This window comes from Streptomyces lichenis (genome assembly GCF_023218175.1).
GTDB classification, from domain to species: Bacteria; Actinomycetota; Actinomycetes; order Streptomycetales; family Streptomycetaceae; genus Streptomyces; species Streptomyces lichenis.
Window position 1 is genome coordinate 111,974 of the sequence record NZ_JALPTH010000017.1, and the last position, 20,231, is coordinate 132,204.

The following is a 20,231-nucleotide window of genomic DNA, read 5'->3' on the forward strand; positions in this document are numbered from 1 at the left end:
TCGCTAACTCCCGTTCCTACTTCTCTTCGTCGTCGAGCCAGCCCATGGAGCGCTCCACGGCCTTGAGCCAGCTCTTGTACTCGCGGTCCCGCTTGTCGGCGTCCATGCGGGGGGTCCACTCGGCGGCCCGGCGCCAGTTGGCGCGCAGGGCGTCGGTGTCCGGCCAGAAGCCGACGGCCAGGCCGGCGGCGTAGGCGGCGCCGAGGCAGGTGGTCTCGGCGACCATCGGGCGCACCACGGGTGCGTCCAGGACGTCCGAGAGGGTCTGCATCAGCAGGTTGTTGGAGGTCATGCCGCCGTCCACCTTCAGGGCGGACAGCTCGACGCCGGAGTCCTTGGTCATGGCGTCGGTGATCTCGCGGGTCTGCCAGGCGGTGGCCTCCAGCACGGCGCGCGCGATGTGCGCCTTGGTGACGTACCGGGTGAGTCCGGCGATCACCCCGCGGGCGTCGGAGCGCCAGTAGGGGGCGAACAGGCCGGAGAAGGCCGGGACGAAGTAGGCGCCGCCGTTGTCCTCGACGGAGGAGGCCAGGGTCTCGATCTCGGCGGCCGACTTGATCAGGCCCATCTGGTCGCGCATCCACTGCACCAGGGAGCCGGTGACCGCGATCGAGCCCTCCAGCGCGTACACCGGGTCCTGGTCGCCGATCTGGTAGCCGACCGTGGTCACCAGCCCGCTGTAGGAGTTGATGATCTTGTCGCCGGTGTTCAGCAGCATGAAGGTGCCGGTGCCGTACGTGGACTTGGCCTCGCCCTCGGCGAAACAGGTCTGGCCGAACAGGGCCGCCTGCTGGTCGCCGAGCGCGGAGGCGACCGGGACGCCGTCCAGCACGCCGCCCTTGACGGCCCCGTACACCTCGGCGGAGGAGCGGATCTCCGGCAGCATGGCGAGCGGGACGCCGATGGAGGAGGCGATCTTGTCGTCCCACTCCATGGTGTGCAGGTTCATCAGCATGGTGCGGGAGGCGTTGGTGACGTCGGTGATGTGCACGCCGCCGTCGGTGCCGCCGGTGAGGTTCCAGACGACCCAGGAGTCCATGGTGCCGAAGAGGATGTCGCCGCGTTCGGCGCGCTCGCGCAGCCCCTCGACGTTGTCGAGCAGCCAGCGGGCCTTGGGCCCGGCGAAGTAGGAGGCCAGCGGCAGGCCGGTCTCGCGGCGGAAGCGGTCCTGCCCGACGTTGCGGCCGAGCTCCTTGCAGAGCGCGTCGGTGCGGGTGTCCTGCCAGACGATGGCGTTGTGGACGGGCTCACCGGTGTTCTTGTCCCACAGCAGCGTGGTCTCGCGCTGGTTGGTGATGCCGATGGCCTTGACGTCGGCGGCGGTGATCCCCGCCTTGTCGATGGCGCCGGCCACGACCTCCTGGACGTTGGTCCAGATCTCGGCGGCGTCGTGCTCCACCCAGCCCGGCTTGGGGAAGATCTGCTCGTGCTCCTTCTGGTCGACGGCGACGATGCGCCCGTCGCGGTCGAAGACGATGCAGCGGGAGGAGGTGGTGCCCTGGTCGATGGCGGCGATGAAGGGGCCGGTGGTGTGTGTGTCGGTCACGATGGCTCCGGTGGTGAGGAGGAAGGACGGCTCGAAGTGCTCGGCGTTGCCCGGTGCGTACGCGTGGGTGTACGGGACGGGCCGCGGTCGTCGTTACGCGAACGCGAGGGAGTAGATACCCGCCGCGAGGGCGCCGCCCGCCAGGGGGCCGACGACCGGGATCCAGGCGTAGCCCCAGTCGGAGCCGCCCTTGTTCGGCAGCGGCAGCAGGGCGTGCACGATGCGCGGACCGAGGTCGCGGGCCGGGTTGATGGCGTAACCGGTGGGGCCGCCGAGCGAGAGGCCGATGGCGACCACGACCAGGGCGGTGATCAGCGCGCCCAGGGTGCCCAGGCCCTTGCCGCTGTCGTTGAGGCCCTGGGTGAGCACGGCCAGCACCAGCACCACGGTGCCGATGATCTCGGTGGCGAGGTTCTGCCAGGCGACCCGGACCTCCGGCCCGGTGGAGAAGATGCCGAGGACCGGGCCGGCGGGCTGCTTGGCGGTGCCGTCGTGCGGCCCCTCGACGGGCTCGTCCGCCAGGTCCCCGATGATCTCCCGGTCGGTGAGGTGCGCCCGGAACTGCCCGTAGTAGGCCACCCAGACCAGCGCGGCGCCGATCATCGCGCCCAGCAGCTGCCCGGCGAAGTACACCGGGACGTTCCCCCACTCGCCGTCCTTGGCGGCGATGCCGACGGTGACCGCCGGGTTGAGGTGGGCGCCGGAGAGCGGAGCCGAGGTGTAGACGGCGGTGAGCACCGCGAAGCCCCACCCGAAGGTGATCGCCAGCCAGCCCGCGCCGCGGGCCTTGGAGCTCTTGAGCGTGACGGCGGCGCAGACTCCGCCGCCGAGCAGGATGAGTATGGCGGTCCCTATGGTCTCGCCGATGAAGATGTCGGAGCTGGACACCCGCGACTCCTTTGTCCTTCGTCCAGGGGAAGGCGAACCCCGGGTCCCTCCGGTGGTCCGCGCCCTCGGCTGAGGGCGGTAACCGGCCTCCTGGCGTTGTCCCACTCTAACGCGTATTGCCGGTAGGTGTTCGACAATGCCGACCGATGAACGGCAGTTTTGCTCCCTCGTAAACGTGACGTCAAGGCTTCGACCAGCCGAAACCCGTTCGTTACCGATGATGCGCCGCCCGCGCCGGACCCGCCCGGTGCGGGGGCCTGGGGCACCGAGGTCCGCACCGCCGATGAGTTCCGTGACCGGAGGCGGTCCACCCTCCCGAAGGGCCCGCGCACCCGGCGGGCGGACGAGCGCGAGGAGCAAGGAGCACCCCATGACCAGCGCGACCCCGTTCACGATGGAGAAGATCCGCCCCTGCCTCTGGTACGACGGCGAGGCCGAGGCGGCGGTCGACTTCTACGTCTCGCTCTTCCCGGACTCGGAGGTCCAGAAGGTCACCCGCTACACCGAGGCGGGCCCCGGTGAGCCCGGCTCCGTCCTCACCATCGAGTTCGCCCTGGCCGGCCGGCAGTACACGGCCCTCAACGGCGGCCCGGAGTTCCGGTTCAACGAGGCGGTCTCGCTCTCGGTCGACTGCGGTACCCAGGAGGAGGTGGACGAGCTGTGGAACCGGTTCCTCGCGGGCGGCGGCGAGGAGAGCGTCTGCGGCTGGCTGAAGGACCGCTGGGGCCTGTCCTGGCAGATCGTCCCGACCCGCCTCGTCGAGCTCCTGGACGACCCCGACCCGGACCGCGTCGCCCGGGTCTTCCACGCCATGCTCAAGATGCGCAAGCTCGACGTGGCAACCCTGGAAGCGGCGTAACGGCGCGGGGCGCCGGGGAAGCGGGGGCGCGCGTCTGTGGGGGCGGGGCCGCGCCATATACGCCGGGGCCGTACCCGTACGCCTGTGCCCGTACCAGTGCGTCCGAGGCGCGGGCCCCATGCCCGTACGGGCGGGGGTGCGGGCGCGGGGTGCGCCTACGGGGTGCCGGGCCGCCTCGCGTACGCCTGTGCTTGCACGCCTTCGAGGGTGCGGGCCCCGGGTCCCGTACGGCGTCGAGGGCTCGGCCCCGTCGTGTACGGACGGCTGGCGGCGCGGCCGGGCCTCGGGCGGTACGCGCTGAGGTGCGGGCCCCGTGCCCGTACGCCGTGGGGCGCGGGCTCCGTGCCTGTACGCCTTCGGGGGTGCGGCCCCGGGTCCCGTACGGCGTCGGGGGTGCGGCCCCGGGTCCCGTACGGCGTCGGGGGCCCGGCCCGTCGCGTACGGCTGGCGGCGCGGCCGGGCCTCGGGCCGTACGCGCTGGGGTGCGGGCCCGGTGCCCGTACGCCGTGGGGCGCGCGCCCCGTTCCCGTACGGCTCCCAGGCTGCCGGCCTCGTGCCCGTACGGCGTCGGGGGCGCGGAACCCGGCCCCGTGCTCCCGCCGCCGCGAAGGCGGCCCCGGCGCTAGAACCGCCCCGCGCCCAGGTCCCGGGAGACCGCGCGGGCGCAGTCGCGCACCGCGGCGACCAGGCCGGAGCGGAGCTCGCCGCCCTCGCAGACCCGCTCCACCGCGCCGGTGATGGCGACCGCGCCCACCGGCATCCGGCGCCGGTCGTGGATGGGCGCGGCCACCGAGGCCACCCCGTCCCAGGTCTCCTCCACGTCGGCCGCCCAGCCGCGCGCCCGGATCAGGTCGAGCAGCTGCTCGAAGTCGGCCAGCGCGGTCACCGTGCGTGGGGTGAACGCCTCCCGCTCGACCTCCACCACCTCGCTGTGCGCCACCGGGTCGTACGCCGACAGCACCTTGCCCAGCGCGGTGGAGTGCAGCGGCTGCATGGCGCCCACCTCCAGCACCTGGCGGCTGTCGTCCGGCCGGAAGACGTGGTGCACCACCAGCACGCCCTGCTGGTGCAGCACCCCCAGGTGCACGCTCTCCCCGCTGGAGCGGGCCAGGTCGTCGGTCCACACCAGGGCCCGGGCGCGCAGCTCGTGCACGTCCAGATAGCTGTTGCCGAGCCGCAGCAGCTCGGCGCCGAGCTGGTAGCGCCCGGACGCGGGGTCCTGCTCCACGAACCCCTCCGCCTGGAGGGTGCGCAGGATGCCGTGGGCCGTGCCCTTGGCCAGCTCCAGCGAGGAGGCGATGTCGGACAGGCCGAGCCTGCGCTCCCCGCCCGCGAGCAGACGCAGCATCGCCGCCGCCCGTTCAAGCGACTGGATGTTCTTCGGCATCGCCCGGCCCTTCTTCTGCGGTTCGACAATGCTGAACAGTATCGGCCGTTGCCGACCACCGGCCACCTGCGAAGAGTCCCCTCCACGCCCGGTGCCCACACCCCGGCCGCCGACATGGGCGTCCAGTAGGTGAACTCGATGTCCATGGGGGCAGACGCATGGTTAGGCTGGCCCGGTGCGTCCACGGGCCCGCCGGAGACGCAAAGCCGACAGCCGTCGCACCCCAGGGAGTACCTTCCATGGCCTCGTTGCCGACCCCTTCCGCCGACAGCACTCAGGATTCCGACGCCAGGTCCCGCGCCGCCGCCCTCCGCGAGGCACTCGCCACCCGTGTCGTGGTGGCCGATGGTGCCATGGGCACCATGCTCCAGGCACAGGACCCCTCGATGGAGGACTTCCAGCAGCTGGAAGGCTGCAACGAGGTGCTGAACGTGACCCGGCCGGACATCGTGCGCTCGGTGCACGAGGAGTATTTCGCGGTCGGCGTGGACTGCGTGGAGACCAACACCTTCGGCGCCAACCACGCCGCCCTGGGGGAGTACGACATCCCCGAGCGGGTCTTCGAGCTCTCCGAGGCGGGCGCCCGTATCGCCCGGGAGACCGCCGACTCCTTCACCGCCAAGGACGGCCGCGGCCGCTGGGTGCTCGGCTCCATCGGCCCCGGCACCAAGCTGCCCACCCTGGGCCACGCCCCGTACACCGTGCTGCGCGACGCCTACCAGCAGAACGCCGAGGGCCTGGTCGCCGGCGGCGCGGACGCGCTGCTGGTGGAGACCACCCAGGACCTGCTGCAGACCAAGGCCGCCGTGCTCGGCGCCCGCCGAGGCCTGGAAGCCGCCGGGATCGACGTACCGCTGATCGTCTCCGTCACCGTGGAGACCACCGGCACCATGCTGCTCGGCTCCGAGATCGGCGCCGCGCTCACCGCGCTGGAGCCGCTGGGCATCGACATGATCGGCCTGAACTGCGCCACCGGCCCGGCCGAGATGAGCGAGCACCTGCGCTATCTGGCCCGCCACTCCCGTATCCCGATCTCCTGCATGCCCAACGCCGGCCTGCCGGTGCTCGGCAAGAACGGGGCGCACTACCCGCTGACCGCCCCCGAGCTGGCCGACGCCCAGGAGTCCTTCGTCCGCGAGTACGGCCTCTCGCTGGTCGGCGGCTGCTGCGGCACCACCCCCGAGCACCTGCGCCAGGTCGTGGAGCGGGTCCGCGACCTCACCCCGGCCGAGCGCACCCCGCGCCCCGAGCCCGGCGCCGCCTCCCTCTACCAGACCGTCCCCTTCCGCCAGGACACCTCCTACCTGGCCATCGGCGAGCGGACCAACGCCAACGGCTCCAAGAAGTTCCGCGAGGCCATGCTGGAGGCCCGCTGGGACGACTGCGTGGAGATGGCCCGCGACCAGATCCGCGAGGGCGCCCACATGCTCGACCTCTGCGTGGACTACGTCGGCCGGGACGGCGTCGCCGACATGGCCGAGCTGGCCGGCCGGTTCGCCACCGCCTCCACCCTGCCGATCGTGCTGGACTCCACCGAGGTCGACGTCATCCAGGCCGGCCTGGAGAAGCTCGGCGGCCGCGCGGTGATCAACTCGGTGAACTACGAGGACGGCGACGCGCCCGACTCCCGGTTCGCCAAGGTCACCCGGCTCGCCCAGGAGCACGGCGCCGCGCTGATCGCGCTCACCATCGACGAGAACGGCCAGGCCCGGACCGTCGAGGACAAGGTCGGCATCGCCGAGCGGCTGATCGAGGACCTCACCGGCAACTGGGGCATCCACGAGTCCGACATCCTGGTCGACTGCCTGACCTTCACCATCTGCACCGGCCAGGAGGAGTCCCGCAAGGACGGCATCGCCACCATCGAGGCGATCCGCGAGCTCAAGCGCCGCCACCCCGACGTGCAGACCACCCTCGGGCTGTCCAACATCTCCTTCGGCCTCAACCCGGCCGCCCGGATCCTGCTCAACTCCGTCTTCCTGGACGAGTGCGTCAAGGCCGGGCTGGACTCCGCCATCGTCCACGCCTCCAAGATCCTGCCCATCGCCCGCTTCGACGACGAGCAGGTCACCACCGCCCTCGACCTGATCCACGACAGGCGCGCCGAGGGCTACGACCCCCTCCAGAAACTGCTGGAGCTGTTCGAGGGCGTCGACACCAAGTCGATGAAGGCCGGAAAGGCCGAGGAACTGCTCGCCCTGCCGCTGGACGAGCGGCTGAAGCGGCGGATCATCGACGGCGAGCGCAACGGCCTGGAGGCCGACCTGGACGAGGCCCTCGCCGAGCGCCCGGCCCTCGACATCGTCAACGAGACCCTGCTCGACGGCATGAAGGTGGTCGGCGAGCTGTTCGGCTCGGGTCAGATGCAGTTGCCGTTCGTGCTCCAGTCCGCCGAGGTGATGAAGACCGCGGTCGCCTACCTCGAACCGCACATGGAGAAGTCCGACGACGAGGGCAAGGGCACCATCGTGCTGGCCACCGTCCGCGGCGACGTCCACGACATCGGCAAGAACCTCGTCGACATCATCCTCTCCAACAACGGCTACAACGTGGTCAACCTCGGCATCAAGCAGCCGGTCTCGGCCATCCTGGACGCCGCCGAGGAGCACCGCGCCGACGTCATCGGCATGTCCGGGCTGCTGGTGAAGTCCACGGTGATCATGAAGGAGAACCTGGAGGAGCTGAACCAGCGCGAGCTGGCCGCCCGCTACCCGGTGATCCTCGGCGGCGCCGCCCTCACCCGCGCCTATGTCGAGCAGGACCTGCACGAGATCTACCAGGGCGAGGTCCGCTATGCCCGGGACGCCTTCGAGGGCCTGCGGTTGATGGACGCCCTGATCGCCGTCAAGCGCGGAGTGCCCGGGGCGAGCCTGCCCGAGCTCAAGCAGCGCCGGGTCAAGGCCTCCGCCGCGGGCGGTGTGCTGGTGGAGGAGCGCGAGCCGGAGACCGGGGTGCGCTCCGACACCGCCACCGACAACCCGATCCCCGAGCCGCCGTTCTGGGGCACCCGGGTCGCCAAGGGCATCCCGCTGAAGGACTACGCCTCCTGGCTGGACGAGGGCGCGCTCTTCAAGGGCCAGTGGGGCCTGAAGCAGAACCGCGCCGGGGACGGCCCCTCCTACGAGGAACTGGTGGAGTCCGAGGGCCGGCCCCGGCTGCGCGGCTGGCTGGAGCGGCTGCACACCGAGAACCTGCTGGAGGCGGCCGTGATCCACGGCTACTTCCCCTGCGTCTCCAAGGGCGAGGATCTGATCCTGCTGGACGAGGCGGGCAACGAGCGCACCCGCTTCACCTTCCCCCGCCAGCGGCGCGGCCGCCGCCTCTGCCTGGCCGACTTCTTCCGCCCCGAGGAGTCCGGCGAGACCGACGTGGTCGGCCTCCAGGTCGTCACGGTCGGCTCGAAGATCGGCGAGGCCACGGCCGAGCTGTTCGCCGCCGACTCCTACCGGGACTACCTGGAGCTGCACGGCCTCTCCGTCCAGCTCGCCGAGGCGCTGGCCGAGTACTGGCACGCCCGGGTCCGCGCCGAGCTCGGCTTCGCCGGCGAGGACCCGGCGGACGTGGAGGACATGTTCGCCCTGAAGTACCGGGGCGCGCGCTTCTCGCTCGGCTACGGGGCCTGCCCCGACCTGGAGGACCGGGCCAAGATCGCCGACCTGCTCCAGCCGGAGCGGATCGGGGTCCACCTCTCCGAGGAGTTCCAGCTGCACCCCGAGCAGTCCACCGACGCCATCGTCATCCACCACCCCGAGGCCACGTACTTCAACGCCCGCTGAGCCTCGCGAGGGATGACGAGGGGCGTACGAACCGGACAGGACGTACACTGGTCGGTCCAGTACAGGCCGGTCGCTCTTCCCCGGGAGCCGTACCGGGGGGCCGCCCCGCGCGGCCCCCTCCGGGACAGGCGGCCGGCCTTCTCGTCCCCCGACCGACCCCCGATGGAGGTGTGCCGGATGACCAGCACGGTCCCCGTGTCCCTGACCCGTACGGCGGAGGGCTCCGCCCTCCAGGCGGTCTTCCTCGACATGGACGGCACGCTCGTCGACACCGAGGGCTTCTGGTGGGACGCGGAGGTCGAGGTCTTCGCCGAGCTCGGCCACGAGCTCGACGAGGCCTGGCGGGACGTGGTGGTCGGCGGCCCGATGAGCCGCAGTGCCGGATACCTCATCGAGGCCACCGGCGCCCGCATCACCCTGCCCGAGCTGTCCGTGCTGCTCAACGACCGCTTCGAGCGGCGCATCGCCCGCGGGGTGCCGATGATGCCGGGCGCCGAGCGCCTGCTGGCCGAGCTGGCCGCGCACCAGGTGCCCACTGCGCTGGTCTCCGCCTCGCACCGCCGGGTCATCGACACCGTGCTGCGCTCGGTCGGCCCCGACCGCTTCACCCTCACCGTGGCCGGCGACGAGGTGGCGCGCACCAAGCCCCACCCGGACCCCTATCTGCTGGCCGCCCGGGGCGTCGGCGCCGACCCGCTGCGCTGCGCCGTCATCGAGGACACCGCGACCGGGGTCGCCTCCGCCGAGGCGGCCGGCTGCCGGGTCGTCGCCGTCCCCTCCGTCGCCCCGATCGCCCCCGCCACCGGACGGGTCGTGGTGGGCTCGCTGGAGGAGGTCGACCTCGGCTTCCTCCGCTCCCTCATCACCAGCCTCAACTGACACCCCCCGCGGCACCCCCGGCCCCGTACACCTCCCTCGTACGGCCCGCAGCCGTACCCCCCGCACCCCCGCCCACCGGCACCGACCAGACGTCCCCCCGTGACCGCCCGTACCCGGCCCCTCCCCGCCCCCTTCCTCCCCCGCGTGAGTTTCGTCACCCAGCGTGTCGCGACCGGAAGGTGAAGAACGCCCCTCCTGCCCGTAAACGGCGCACGCGGCCCTCACCCATCTGTCCCGTTTGATCGTCTGATGCGCGAATCATTCCCCTGCATAGCAATCGAAGCCACCGCATCCCTCATCACTGTCCGGCGCCACCGCTCCCCGCCGGCGTCGAAGACCCGTGGCGTATCCCACTACTCTCTGCTCCAGGACTTCGCCGCAGACCTCCCCTCCCCGCACGGCCCACCAGGCCCGCGGGGGCACCGGAACGATCGCCTGTGCCCGGCCCCCGGCCGATCGCCCCGCCCCACCGGGCGGCGCGGCGAGGTGAGAACACCGCCGTACCGCGTGCCGGATGAGGAGAACGTCCCCCATGAACCGCAAGACCCTGGTGCTGCCGGCCGTACTCGGCCTGCTCGCCCCCGTGCTCGTCGCCTGCGGCAGCACCGGCAGCGCCTCGGGGGACGGCACCATCGTCGTCGGCACCACGGACCGCTTCACCGCGACGCGGGACGCCTCCGCCCCCTTCGACCCGGCGTTCGCCTACGACACCGGCGTGTGGAACGTGCTCCGCCAGACCGTCCAGACCCTGATGCATGTGCCGCGAGGCGGCGGCGTCCCGGTGCCCGAGGCCGCCTCCCAGTGCACCTTCACCGACCGGACCAGCGAGAGCTACCGCTGCACCCTCCGCTCCGACCTGGCCTTCTCGGACGGTACGCCGATCACCGCCGAGGACGTGAAGTTCTCCATCGAGCGGGCGCTGGCCATCGACTCCGACAACGGCGCGGCCGGGCTGCTCTCGGGCATCGACACCATCGAGACCAAGGGCGGGGACGAGGTCGTCTTCCAGCTCAAGGGCCCCGACGCCACCTTCCCGTACAAGCTCTCCACCCCCGTCGCCGGCATCCTCAGTAAGGACACCTACGACGGGAACAAGCTCCGCGACGGCTTCCAGGTCGACGGCTCCGGCCCGTACACCATGCGGCCCACGGTCAGCGGCGACCACGTCACCAAGGTCGTCTTCAGCAGGAACGACCACTACAAGGGCGACATCAAGCTCCGCAACGAGCGCGTCGAACTGCGCTCCTTCGACAGCGCCGAGGCCATGGGCGAGGCGCTGAAGGCCGGCGAGATCGACATGATGACCCGGACCATGTCCCCGGAGCAGATCAAGGACCTCACCGACAAGCCCGCCCAGGGCATCGAGATCACCGAGGTCCCCGGCCTGGAGATCCGCTACCTCGGCTTCAACACCAAGGCCGGCTCGGCGAAGGACAAGGCGGTGCGCCAGGCCATGGCCGCCGTGGTCGACCGCGGGCAGATCGCCGGCGGGGTGTACGGGTCCACCGCCACGCCGCTTTACTCGCTGATCCCGTCCTCCATCGCCACCCACACCAACTCCTTCCTCAACAAGTACGGCGAGCCCAGCCGCACCAAGGCGGGGGAGATCCTCAAGGACGCCGGGGTCACCGCACCGGTCAGCCTCACCCTGCACTACACCACCGACCACTACGGCTCCGGCACCAAGGCGGAGTTCGAGGCGCTGCGCGACCAGCTGAACGCCACCGGGCTGTTCCAGGCGCGCATCGAGGGCGCCAAGTGGTCGGAGTTCCGCCCCGCCCAGAAGCGCGGCGACTACCCGGTCTACGGGCTCGGCTGGTTCCCCGACTTCCCGGACCCGGACAACTACGTCGCCCCCTTCCTCGACGCCGACAACTTCCTCGGCACCTCCTACGTCAGCGACACGGCACGCGGCCGGCTCATCCCCGAGTCCCGGCGCGCCGCCGACCGCACCGCCGCCACCCCCGCCTTCGAGCAGATCCAGGACATCGTCGCCGACGACGTCCCCGTGCTGCCGCTGTGGCAGGGCAAGCAGTACGTCGCCGCCCGCGACGGGCTGACCGGCGTCGAGTGGGCGCTGAACACCTCCTCGGACCTCCAGCTCTGGGAGCTGGGCCGGGGCAACGCCTGACCCTGCTGTACCCGGCCGGGCACACGGGCCCGGCCGGATTCAAGATCAACAAGGCAAGGTTCCTGTGAAGGCACACAACAAGTGGCTGACCGCCCCGCTCGCCGCCGGCCTGGCCGCCGCCCTGCTGAGCGGCTGCGGCACCGAGGACGGCGGCGGCGCCGGCGGTGAAGGCTCCGTGGTCGTCGGCATGTCCGACAAGGTGCTGGCCACCGACCCGGCCGCCGGCTACGACCCCGGCTCCTGGCTGCTGTTCAACAACGTCTTCCAGTCCCTGCTGAGCTTCCCCAAGGGCACCTCCGTCCCGCAGCCCGAGGCCGCCGAGAAGTGCGGCTTCGAGGGCGGCAGCAAGGTGTACCGCTGCACCCTGCGCGACGGGCTCACCTTCAGCAACGGCAACAGCCTCACCGCGAAGGACGTCAAGTTCTCCTTCGAGCGCGCCCTGAAGATCGACGACACCAACGGCCCGGCCCCGCTGCTCTCGGCCATCGACACCATCGAGACCCCCGACGACAAGACCGTCGTCTTCCGCCTCAAGGTGCCGGACGCCACCTTCCCCAGCAAGATCGCCTCCGGCGCCGGCTCCATAGTCGACCACCGCTCCTACGCGGAGGGGAAGCTGCGCGGCGACAAGCAGGCCGTCGGCTCCGGCCCGTACAAGCTGGACTCCATCGACGACGCCCAGGCCGTCTTCTCGCCCAACCCGAACTACAAGGGCACCGCCGAGGTCAAGAACGCCGGCGTCACCCTGAAGTTCTACAACGGCGACCGCAAGGCCCTCGGCAAGGCGCTGGAGAAGAGCGAGGTGGACATCGCCTACCGTGGCCTCGCCGCCTCCGAGATCGCCGCCATGCAGGCCTCCACAGCCACCCCGGAGAAGGGCATCGAGGTCGTCGAGGGCTCCAGCGCCGAGGTCCAGCACCTGGTCTTCAACATGGGCGACCCCGTCGTCGGCAAGGCCGAGGTGCGCAAGGCCATCGCCTACCTGGTCGACCGCGACGCCCTCGTCCAGCACATCTACCGCTCCACCGCCACCCCGCTCTACTCGATCATCCCCGCGGGCATCGCCGGCCACAACACCGCCTTCGTCGACGCCTACGGCGCCCAGCCGCAGCCCGACAAGGCCAAGGCCGTCCTGGACTCCGCCGGCTACGGCCCCGCCAACAAGGTCAAGCTGACCCTCTGGTCCACCCCCAGCCGCTACGGCCCCTCCACCGACGAGGAGTTCCGGGCCATCGCCGACCAGCTCAACGAGAGCGGGCTGTTCGAGGCCGACGTGAAGTCGGTGGAGTTCGACCAGTACGAGAAGGACATCAAGGCCGGCAAGTACGGCGTCTACGTCAAGGGCTGGGTCCCCGACTACCCGGACCCGGACAACTTCACCCAGCCGTTCTTCGGCGAGGGCAACGTCCTCGACAACCGCTACCACAACAAGAAGATCAGCGAGACCCTGGTCCCGCGCACCTCCGCCACCGCCGAACGCACCGCCACCGAGGAGGACTTCGGCAAACTCCAGGACCTGGTCGCCGAAGAGGTCCCCATCCTCCCCCTCTGGCAGGGCAAGCAGTACGCCGTCGCCCGCGACGGCGTCACCGGCCTGGAATGGACCCTGGACGCCTCCACCGTCTTCCGCTTCTGGGAGATCAAGAAGGCCTGATCTTTGGTTAGGCGTTCTGACTTGCGGTTTCGCGGGTCATGTCGTCTACCTGTCCGCACCCGGTCCGCAGGCCGCCGAGCACGGCGTCCATGACGGCCCGGGTGCGGGTCTTCTTCCCCGGCACGGGGCGTGCGCCGTGCCCGGCGGCCATCGAGCATGATGCGGGGATGACCGACCAGGCTTTCCTCGCCGTTTCTCCGCACTCGGTACGGGCGTTCGATGAGGAGTACGTGCCCCTGCTCGTCGGCGGCCCGACGACAGCGGAACGCCACACGGTGGGACGCGCCGGAGTGGTCATGGGCCCGGGTGGCACGGTGATCGTCCTCGATGCGCATGCCGCCGGAGACAGGAGCGGCGTAGGGAATGCCGAGAGGGTCCGTCTGGTCGGGCCTGCCCCCGCGACGGTCACCGAGCGGCTGATGGGTACGGCCTGGGATGGGGGCCGGCATGTATCGCCGATCCATATCGCGGTCCGTACCGGAGACGAGGTCCTGTATCTGGGTACCGCGCACGTGAGCCGGGCCGGCGCTTCGGGCGGTGTGCTCAGCGACTGCGAACTGCTTCTCGACACGCCGTTGAGCAGGGACCTCCTCGACCGGGTGCGGCCGCGGTCGGCGTCGGCCGTCCTACCGGACCTGACCTGGCTTAGGGCCGTGAACGGCGACCGTGCGGCGGCGCTCGAACAGTTCCTCGACGGCTGGTATCCGGCCACGAGCGGCACCGAACGGCCTTCCTCCTCGGCACCACGCCTGCCGGAAAGCTTGCGGCAGCTGTACCGGATCGCGGTGCGGCGACCGGATGTGCTGGGCACGCAGAACAGGATCCTGCCCGAATCGGACCTGTTCACCGACCCGCCCGGAGAGACTCTGGTCTTCGGCGTAGAGAACCAGGGAGGGTTCTTCTGGTCGCTGCTGTGGACGACGGAGGACGCCGAGAGCGATCCGACCGTCTGGTTCCGTGAGTACGACGAGGAACCGGTCGCCGAACAGGAACCGCTCAGCGGCTTCCTGCTGCAGTTCTCCCTCTTCGAGGCCTCCCTGGGCGCCGACTATCTGGCCCTGCCCCGCAGGCTCGGCGCGGCACAGGTGGAGCTATTCACTCAAGCACTGCACCCGGTACCTCTGCGCCCCTTCTGGCCAGGGGCGCCCACCCACTTCTACGTGGCCCCCGGCCTCGTGGTCCATGTCAGCAGCGAGGACGGCGAAGAGTTCGACGTCTGGGCCGGCGCCACCCAACGCAGCGCTCTGGACCGGTGGGCGGACCTTCCTGTCGACTGGACGCGCTTCGACGGGTGACGGCCGCAAGATCAGCCTCACGACACACACCGTGCACACCCCGCACACTGTTCACATCAGATACGCCGTCCCCACCACGGACCCCGGAGACGAAGGGACGTGCCCCCATGTGCCGACCCGAGGGGCAGAGCGGCGCCCGTGTCGAGGCGCAGCGGCTGGACGACCTGGCGCGGCTGCGCCGGATCCGGGACCGGATCGACCGGGAGTACGCGCAGCCGCTGAACGTGGAGGCGCTGGCCCGGGGGGAGAACATCTCCGCCGGGCACCTCAGCCGGCAGTTCCGGGCCGCGTACGGGGAGTCGCCGTACGCGTACCTGATGACCCGGCGCATCGAGCGGGCGGCCGCGTTGCTGCGGCGGGGCGATCTGAGCGTCACCGAGGTGTGCTACGCCGTGGGCTGCGCGTCGCTGGGCACGTTCACCACCCGCTTCACCGAGCTGGTCGGCATGCCACCCGGGGCCTTCCGGCGCCGGGCGGCGGACGCGGGGGCCGAGAGCGTTGAGGCCGAAGGGCCGGTGATCACGCTGGAGGGGATGCCGGCCTGTGTGGCGAAGCAGGTGACCAGACCGGTCAGGAATCGAGAAGCCGGGGCGGGGGAGCAGCGCCTAGCGTGAGGAGCATGACCTCGTGCTTCGCCGGTACGAGCTGACGAAAGGAACCGCCATGCCGCGCACCAAGCCCTCCGCCGACAATCCCGACACGTCCGCCGAGGAGTACGGCGGGTTCACCGCCGAGGAGCGGGCCGCGATGAAGGAGCACGCCCAGGAGCAGAAGCAGGCGGCCAGGCGGCGCGGCACGAAGGCCGAGAAGGAGGCCGCGGCGGAACGGGACATGCTGGCCAAGATCGCCGAGCTGCAGGAGGAGGACCGGGTCCTCGCCGAGCGGATCCACGCCCTCGTCAAGGCCGCCGCCCCCACCCTGGCCGGCAAGCTCTGGTACGGGATGCCCGCCTACACCAAGAACGGCAAGGTCCTCTGCCACTTCCAGGCCGCGCAGAAGTTCGGCACCAGATACGCGACGCTCGGCTTCAGCGACGAGGCGGCGCTCGACGACGGCGCCCTGTGGCCGACCGCCTTCGCCCTGAGGGAGCTGACCCCGGAGGTGGAGGAGCGGATCACCGCCCTGGTGAAGAAGGCCGTCGGCTGAGGGCGGGCGGGAAGACCGCCGGGCGCGCCGGGCGGGCCGCGGGAGGACGGCTACTGGGCGCCGGGGCGCACCAGGCCGCTCTCGTAGGCGTAGACCGCGGCCTGGACGCGGTCGCGCAGGCTCAGCTTGGTCAGCACATGGCCGACATGGGTCTTCACCGTGGTCTCGCTGACGAACAGGTCCGCGGCGATCTCCGCGTTGGACAGGCCGCGGGCGACGAGCTTGAGGACCTCCACCTCGCGGTCGGTGAGGGTGTTCAGCGTGTCCGGGACCGGCTGCTCACCGGTGGGCAGGTGGTCGGCGTACTTGTCCAGCAGCCGGCGGGTGATGCTCGGGGCGAGCATCGCCTCACCGGCGGCCACCACCCGGATCGCCTGCACCAGCTCGCCGGCCGGGGCGTCCTTCAGCAGGAAGCCGCTGGCCCCGGCGCGCAGCGCCTCCACCACGTACTCGTCCAGGTCGAAGGTGGTCAGCACCAGCACCTTCGCCGGACCGTCCCGGCCGGGGCCGGTGATCTGGCGGGTGGCCTCCACACCGTCCATCCGCGGCATCCGGATGTCCATCAGCACCACGTCGGGCTGGAGCGCCCGGACCTGGTCGAGCGCCTGGAGACCGTCCCCGGCCTCGCCCACGACCGCGATGTCCTGCTCCGCCTCCAGGATCATCCGGAAGCCGGTGCGCAGCAGGGGCTGGTCGTCGACCAGCAGGACGCGGATGGTCACAGGTACTCCTTCACTCGGCTGACCTCGCCCATTCTGCCCTGGGGGCTGCGGGCCGCCGCATCGGCCCGAGGGAGGAGCCCCGAGCGGAGGAGCCCCGAGCAGAGGAGTCCCGAGGGGAGGAGCCCCGGGGAAGGAGACAGGATCAGCCGGAGCGCTGGGAGGGCAGCACCGGCAGCGGATAGACCGGGGGAGTGCCGCCGAACTCCGGGCAGTGCTCCTGGTGGTCGCACCAGCCGCACAGCTTCGTCGGCCGGGGCCGCCAGTCGCCGGTCGCGGTGGCGTGCGCGATGGCGTCCCACAGCGCCAGCAGCCTCCGCTCCACCCGCCGCAGGTCCGCCTCCACCGGGTCGTAGGTCAGCACCTCGCCGCTGCCCAGGTACACCAGCTGCAACCGGCGGGGGATCACCCCCTTCAGCCGCCAGACCACCAGCGCGTAGAAGGTCATCTGGAACAGCGCCCCGTCCCGGTACTCCGGGCGCGGGGCCTTGCCCGTCTTGTAGTCGACGATCCGCACCTCGCCGGTCGGCGCCACGTCCACCCGGTCGATCACCCCGCGCAGCCTCAGCCCCGAGTCGAGCTCCGCCTCCACGAACAGCTCCCGCTCGGCGGGCTCCAGCCGGGTCGGGTCCTCCAGCGTGAACCACCGCTCCACCAGCGCCTCGGCCTCGCCCAGCCAACGGGCCAGCCGCGCGCCCTCCGGGTCGCCGGCGAACAGCTCCGCCAGCTCCGGCCGCGCCTGGAGCAGCTTCGCCCACTGCCCGGGCAGCAGCTCCTTGGCCCGCGGAACGGTCCGCTCCGCGGCCGGGGCGTCGAACAGCCGCTCCAGCACCGCGTGCACCAGCGTGCCGCGGGTCGCCGCCTCGCTCGGCTTCTCCGGCAGCCGGTCGATCACCCGGAAGCGGTACAGCAGCGGGCACTGCATGAAGTCGTTCGCCCGGGAGGGAGAGAGGGACACCGGCGCCCGCGCCCCGGCAGGGACCGCCCCGCCGATGACCGGACCGCCGGTGACCACCCCGGCGGTGACCGGGGAGCCCGCGTCCGACCCACCGGTGGCCGGGGCGCCCGCGTCCGGCCCGCCGGTGACGCCCGCGTCCGGTCCGCTCGCATCCGGTCCGCCGGCCTCCGGACCGCCGCCGGCCGGACCGGCGGATGGCTCGGGCGCGGCCGGGGTGACCACCGCGACCGCCGAAACCCGGACCGGGTCCGGGGCCGAGACCGGGCCCGGGTCCGGCTCCAGGTCGTCCGGGGCCGCGGGGTGCGCCGGAGCGGCGGCGGTGCCGCCACCCTCCGGACCGTGCTCCGCCTCGGGCTCGCCCGGCTGCGGACGGGGACTCGTGCTCATGGTGAAGAACCCTACGGCCCGCCACTGACAGCCAGCGGCATACCATCGACGCCAGAACCCCCCACACTGCATGATCGTGGTGTGACGTCTCACACCGAAGGGACCTCGTGAACAAGGACGACGAGAGCGGCGGGCACCCCCGCCCGCGGTCCGACTCCACGGCGGAACACAACCCCGGTGACCAGCCCCAGGGCGGCGGGAAGCCGCGGCGGGCCGGGGAGGGCGGCGGCCTGCTGATGGGCCGCCCCTTCGGCGTGCCGGTCTACGTCGCCCCCAGCTGGTTCCTCGTCGCCGCCCTCATCACCTGGGTCTTCGGCGACCAGATCGAGCGCGTCCTGCCCGAACTGGGCAACCTCCGCTACCTCGTCTCCCTCTTCTTCGCGGTCGCCTTCTACGCCTCCGTGCTGGTCCACGAACTGGCCCACACCATCGCCGCGCTCCGCTTCAAGCTCCCGGTGCGCCGCATCCAGCTCCAGTTCTTCGGCGGCGTCTCCGAGATCGAGAAGGAGACCGAGACCCCCGGCCGCGAGTTCGTCCTCGCCTTCGTCGGCCCGCTGCTCTCCCTGGTCCTCGCCGGGGTCTTCTACGCCGCCCTCCACGCGGTCGAGCCCGGCACCGTCCCCGGGGTGCTGGTCGCCGGGCTGATGGTCTCCAACCTGATCGTCGCCGTGTTCAACCTGCTGCCCGGGCTGCCGCTGGACGGCGGCCGGATGCTGCGCGCCGTCGTCTGGAAGATCACCGGCAAGCCCATGAGCGGCACCATCGCCGCCGCCTGGATCGGCCGCGCCCTCGCCGTCGCCGTCCTGATCGGGCTGCCCCTCATCACCCACACCGGGATCCTCGGCAACGACAGCGGCGACATCGGCGGCATGGAGACCGTCACCGACGCCCTGCTCGCCGCCATCCTCGCCGCGATCATCTGGACCGGCGCCGGCAACAGCCTGCGGATGGCCCGGCTCCGCGAGCACCTGCCCGAGCTGCGCGCCCGCGCGCTGACCCGCCGCGCCGTCCCGGTCGCCGCCGACACCCCGCTCTCCGAAGGGCTGCGCCGCGCCAACGAGGCCGGCGCCCGCGCCCTCGTGGTGGTCGACGGCCAGGGCGAGCCCACCGCCATCGTCCGGGAGGCCGCCATCGTCGGCGTCCCCCAGCACCGCCGCCCCTGGGTCGCCGTCGGCGGCCTCGCCCAGGACCTCGCCGAGGGCATGCGCATCCCCGCCGAGCTCGCCGGCGAACCCCTCCTCGACCGGCTCCGCTCCCACCCCGCCACCGAGTACCTGGTGACCGAGGAGACCGGCGCGGTCTACGGGGTGCTGTCCACCGCCGACGTCGAGCGCGCCTTCGTCCAGGCGATGGCCCGCAAGTCCGACTGAGCGGTCGGCCGGAAACCGCCGGAGCACCGGCGCGGCAGTGGCCGGGCGCGGGCCGCGCGGCAGGGGGCCGGAGGCGGCCGGGAGGGGCCGTCCGCCCTTGATAAGCTGCCCGTATGTCCGAACCGACCGGTGCCGCCCGCCGTCGCGGGCCCTTCAAGGTCGGGGACCAGGTCCAGCTCACCGACCCCAAGGGACGCCACTACACGTTCACGCTCGAAGCCGGGAAGAACTTCCACACCCACAAGGGGTCCTTCCCGCATGACGAGCTGATCGGCGCCCCCGAGGGCAGTGTTGTCCGAACCACGGGAAACGTCGCCTACCTCGCGCTGCGCCCCCTGCTCCCCGACTACGTCCTGTCCATGCCCCGCGGCGCCGCCGTGGTCTACCCCAAGGACGCGGGGCAGATCCTGGCCTTCGCCGACATCTTCCCCGGCGCCCGCGTCGTGGAGGCCGGGGTGGGCTCGGGCTCGCTCAGCAGCTTCCTGCTGCGCGCCATCGGCGACCAGGGCATGCTCCACTCCTACGAGCGCCGCGAGGACTTCGCCGAGATCGCCAAGGGGAACGTCGAGCGCTACTTCGGCGGCCCCCACCCGGCCTGGCAGCTGACCGTCGGCGACCTCCAGGACAACCTCGTCGACACCGATGTGGACCGGGTCATCCTGGACATGCTCGCCCCCTGGGAGTGCCTGGAGGCCGTCTCCAAGGCCCTCGTCCCCGGCGGCATCGTCTGCTGCTACGTGGCCACCACCACCCAGCTCGCCCGGACCGTGGAGTCCATCCGCGAGATCGGCTGCTACGCCGAGCCGCAGCCCTGGGAGTCCATGATCCGCAACTGGCACGTGGAGGGCCTGGCGGTACGCCCGGACCACCGCATGATCGGCCACACCGGCTTCCTGGTCACCGCCCGCCGCCTCGCGGACGGCGTCGAGCCGCCGATGCGCCGCCGACGCCCGGCCAAGGGCGCCTACGGCGAGGACTACGAGGGCCCCAACAGCCAGCCCCGAGGCTGACCCGCCCTCCACAAGGCACCAAGCCACCCAGGCACCCAGCCGGCAACACCGCGACGCCGCCGCCGAGTTCCCCGACCACCGGGAGAACCCGGCGGCGGCGCCCTCATGTCCGGGCCGTCGCCGCCCGCGCCCTGCCGTCCCCGCCATGTCCGGCCGGCGGGCCCGTATGGCACGATGCTGGCCACCTCCCGACCTCCGCCACCCCCTCCGCCTCGCCCGGACCCCA

Annotated in this window: 15 protein-coding genes; 10 read left to right on the forward strand and 5 right to left on the reverse strand. The window is 71.7% G+C overall.

Annotated elements, in window-relative coordinates; all coding sequences use genetic code 11:
• Positions 1-16 precede the first annotated feature (16 nt).
• A complete protein-coding gene (gene glpK / locus M1O15_RS18500) occupies positions 17-1,546 on the reverse strand; it encodes a glycerol kinase GlpK (protein WP_248635041.1) in 1,530 nt (509 codons plus the stop codon).
• A 93-nt stretch (positions 1,547-1,639) separates the two neighbouring features.
• On the reverse strand, positions 1,640-2,434 hold the full coding sequence (locus M1O15_RS18505; protein ID WP_248635042.1) for an MIP/aquaporin family protein: 795 nt from the start codon (positions 2,432-2,434) through the stop codon (positions 1,640-1,642).
• Positions 2,435-2,828: 394 nt separating this feature from the next.
• Between M1O15_RS18505 and M1O15_RS18510 the strand changes: the two genes are divergently transcribed.
• The gene (locus M1O15_RS18510) at positions 2,829-3,293 is read left to right on the forward strand and encodes a VOC family protein (RefSeq protein ID WP_248635090.1); all 465 of its coding nucleotides are present in this window, start codon (positions 2,829-2,831) and stop codon (positions 3,291-3,293) included.
• Positions 3,294-3,915: 622 nt separating this feature from the next.
• Here M1O15_RS18510 and M1O15_RS18515 read toward each other — a convergent pair.
• Positions 3,916-4,680, reverse strand: coding sequence for an IclR family transcriptional regulator (locus M1O15_RS18515; protein ID WP_248635043.1), 765 nt, complete (start codon positions 4,678-4,680; stop codon positions 3,916-3,918).
• Between the two features lie 239 nt (positions 4,681-4,919).
• Here M1O15_RS18515 and metH point away from each other — a divergent pair, with 239 nt between their 5' ends.
• The 7 genes from metH to M1O15_RS18550 all read left to right on the forward strand — a co-directional run bounded on the left by metH (position 4,920) and on the right by M1O15_RS18550 (position 15,561).
• Complete coding sequence (gene metH / locus M1O15_RS18520; RefSeq protein ID WP_248635044.1) at positions 4,920-8,456, forward strand: methionine synthase; 3,537 nt, start codon at positions 4,920-4,922, stop codon at positions 8,454-8,456.
• A gap of 177 nt (positions 8,457-8,633) precedes the next feature.
• Entirely contained in the window at positions 8,634-9,335 is a 702-nt protein-coding gene (locus tag M1O15_RS18525) for an HAD family hydrolase (protein ID WP_248635045.1), read from the forward strand.
• Between the two features lie 532 nt (positions 9,336-9,867).
• The gene (locus tag M1O15_RS18530) at positions 9,868-11,466 is read left to right on the forward strand and encodes an ABC transporter substrate-binding protein (RefSeq protein WP_248635046.1); all 1,599 of its coding nucleotides are present in this window, start codon (positions 9,868-9,870) and stop codon (positions 11,464-11,466) included.
• Between the two features lie 64 nt (positions 11,467-11,530).
• Positions 11,531-13,120 (forward strand): ABC transporter substrate-binding protein, encoded by a 1,590-nt coding sequence (locus tag M1O15_RS18535; protein WP_248635047.1) that lies wholly within the window; start codon positions 11,531-11,533, stop codon positions 13,118-13,120.
• 167 nt (positions 13,121-13,287) lie between these two features.
• Positions 13,288-14,415, forward strand: coding sequence for a hypothetical protein (locus tag M1O15_RS18540; protein ID WP_248635048.1), 1,128 nt, complete (start codon positions 13,288-13,290; stop codon positions 14,413-14,415).
• 107 nt (positions 14,416-14,522) lie between these two features.
• Complete coding sequence (locus M1O15_RS18545) at positions 14,523-15,029, forward strand: helix-turn-helix transcriptional regulator (protein ID WP_248635049.1); 507 nt, start codon at positions 14,523-14,525, stop codon at positions 15,027-15,029.
• Between the two features lie 49 nt (positions 15,030-15,078).
• Entirely contained in the window at positions 15,079-15,561 is a 483-nt protein-coding gene (locus M1O15_RS18550; protein ID WP_248635050.1) for an iron chaperone, read from the forward strand.
• A gap of 50 nt (positions 15,562-15,611) precedes the next feature.
• On the opposite strand, the gene M1O15_RS18555 is transcribed toward M1O15_RS18550, so the two are convergent.
• Both M1O15_RS18555 and M1O15_RS18560 read right to left on the reverse strand, forming a co-directional pair.
• Positions 15,612-16,283 (reverse strand): response regulator, encoded by a 672-nt coding sequence (locus tag M1O15_RS18555; RefSeq protein ID WP_248635051.1) that lies wholly within the window; start codon positions 16,281-16,283, stop codon positions 15,612-15,614.
• 142 nt (positions 16,284-16,425) lie between these two features.
• The gene (locus M1O15_RS18560) at positions 16,426-17,295 is read right to left on the reverse strand and encodes a RecB family exonuclease (RefSeq protein WP_308282364.1); all 870 of its coding nucleotides are present in this window, start codon (positions 17,293-17,295) and stop codon (positions 16,426-16,428) included.
• Between the two features lie 437 nt (positions 17,296-17,732).
• Here M1O15_RS18560 and M1O15_RS18565 point away from each other — a divergent pair, with 437 nt between their 5' ends.
• A complete protein-coding gene (locus M1O15_RS18565) occupies positions 17,733-18,995 on the forward strand; it encodes a site-2 protease family protein (RefSeq protein WP_248635052.1) in 1,263 nt (420 codons plus the stop codon).
• Positions 18,996-19,108: 113 nt separating this feature from the next.
• Positions 19,109-20,005 (forward strand): tRNA (adenine-N1)-methyltransferase, encoded by an 897-nt coding sequence (locus M1O15_RS18570; protein ID WP_248635053.1) that lies wholly within the window; start codon positions 19,109-19,111, stop codon positions 20,003-20,005.
• Positions 20,006-20,231: the final 226 nt, after the last annotated feature.

What these genes read in the sequence shown, in the direction of transcription:
- metH (WP_248635044.1), top strand. Translation starts at nt 4,920, where the DNA reads ATGGCCTCGTTGCCGACCCCTTCCGCCGACAGCACTCAGGATTCCGAC.
- M1O15_RS18510 (WP_248635090.1), top strand. Translation starts at nt 2,829, where the DNA reads ATGGAGAAGATCCGCCCCTGCCTCTGGTACGACGGCGAGGCCGAGGCG.
- M1O15_RS18545 (WP_248635049.1), top strand. Translation starts at nt 14,523, where the DNA reads ATGTGCCGACCCGAGGGGCAGAGCGGCGCCCGTGTCGAGGCGCAGCGG.
- M1O15_RS18525 (WP_248635045.1), top strand. Translation starts at nt 8,634, where the DNA reads ATGACCAGCACGGTCCCCGTGTCCCTGACCCGTACGGCGGAGGGCTCC.
- M1O15_RS18540 (WP_248635048.1), top strand. Translation starts at nt 13,288, where the DNA reads ATGACCGACCAGGCTTTCCTCGCCGTTTCTCCGCACTCGGTACGGGCG.
- M1O15_RS18515 (WP_248635043.1), bottom strand. Translation starts at nt 4,680, where the DNA reads ATGCCGAAGAACATCCAGTCGCTTGAACGGGCGGCGGCGATGCTGCGT.
- M1O15_RS18550 (WP_248635050.1), top strand. Translation starts at nt 15,079, where the DNA reads ATGCCGCGCACCAAGCCCTCCGCCGACAATCCCGACACGTCCGCCGAG.
- M1O15_RS18530 (WP_248635046.1), top strand. Translation starts at nt 9,868, where the DNA reads ATGAACCGCAAGACCCTGGTGCTGCCGGCCGTACTCGGCCTGCTCGCC.
- M1O15_RS18570 (WP_248635053.1), top strand. Translation starts at nt 19,109, where the DNA reads ATGTCCGAACCGACCGGTGCCGCCCGCCGTCGCGGGCCCTTCAAGGTC.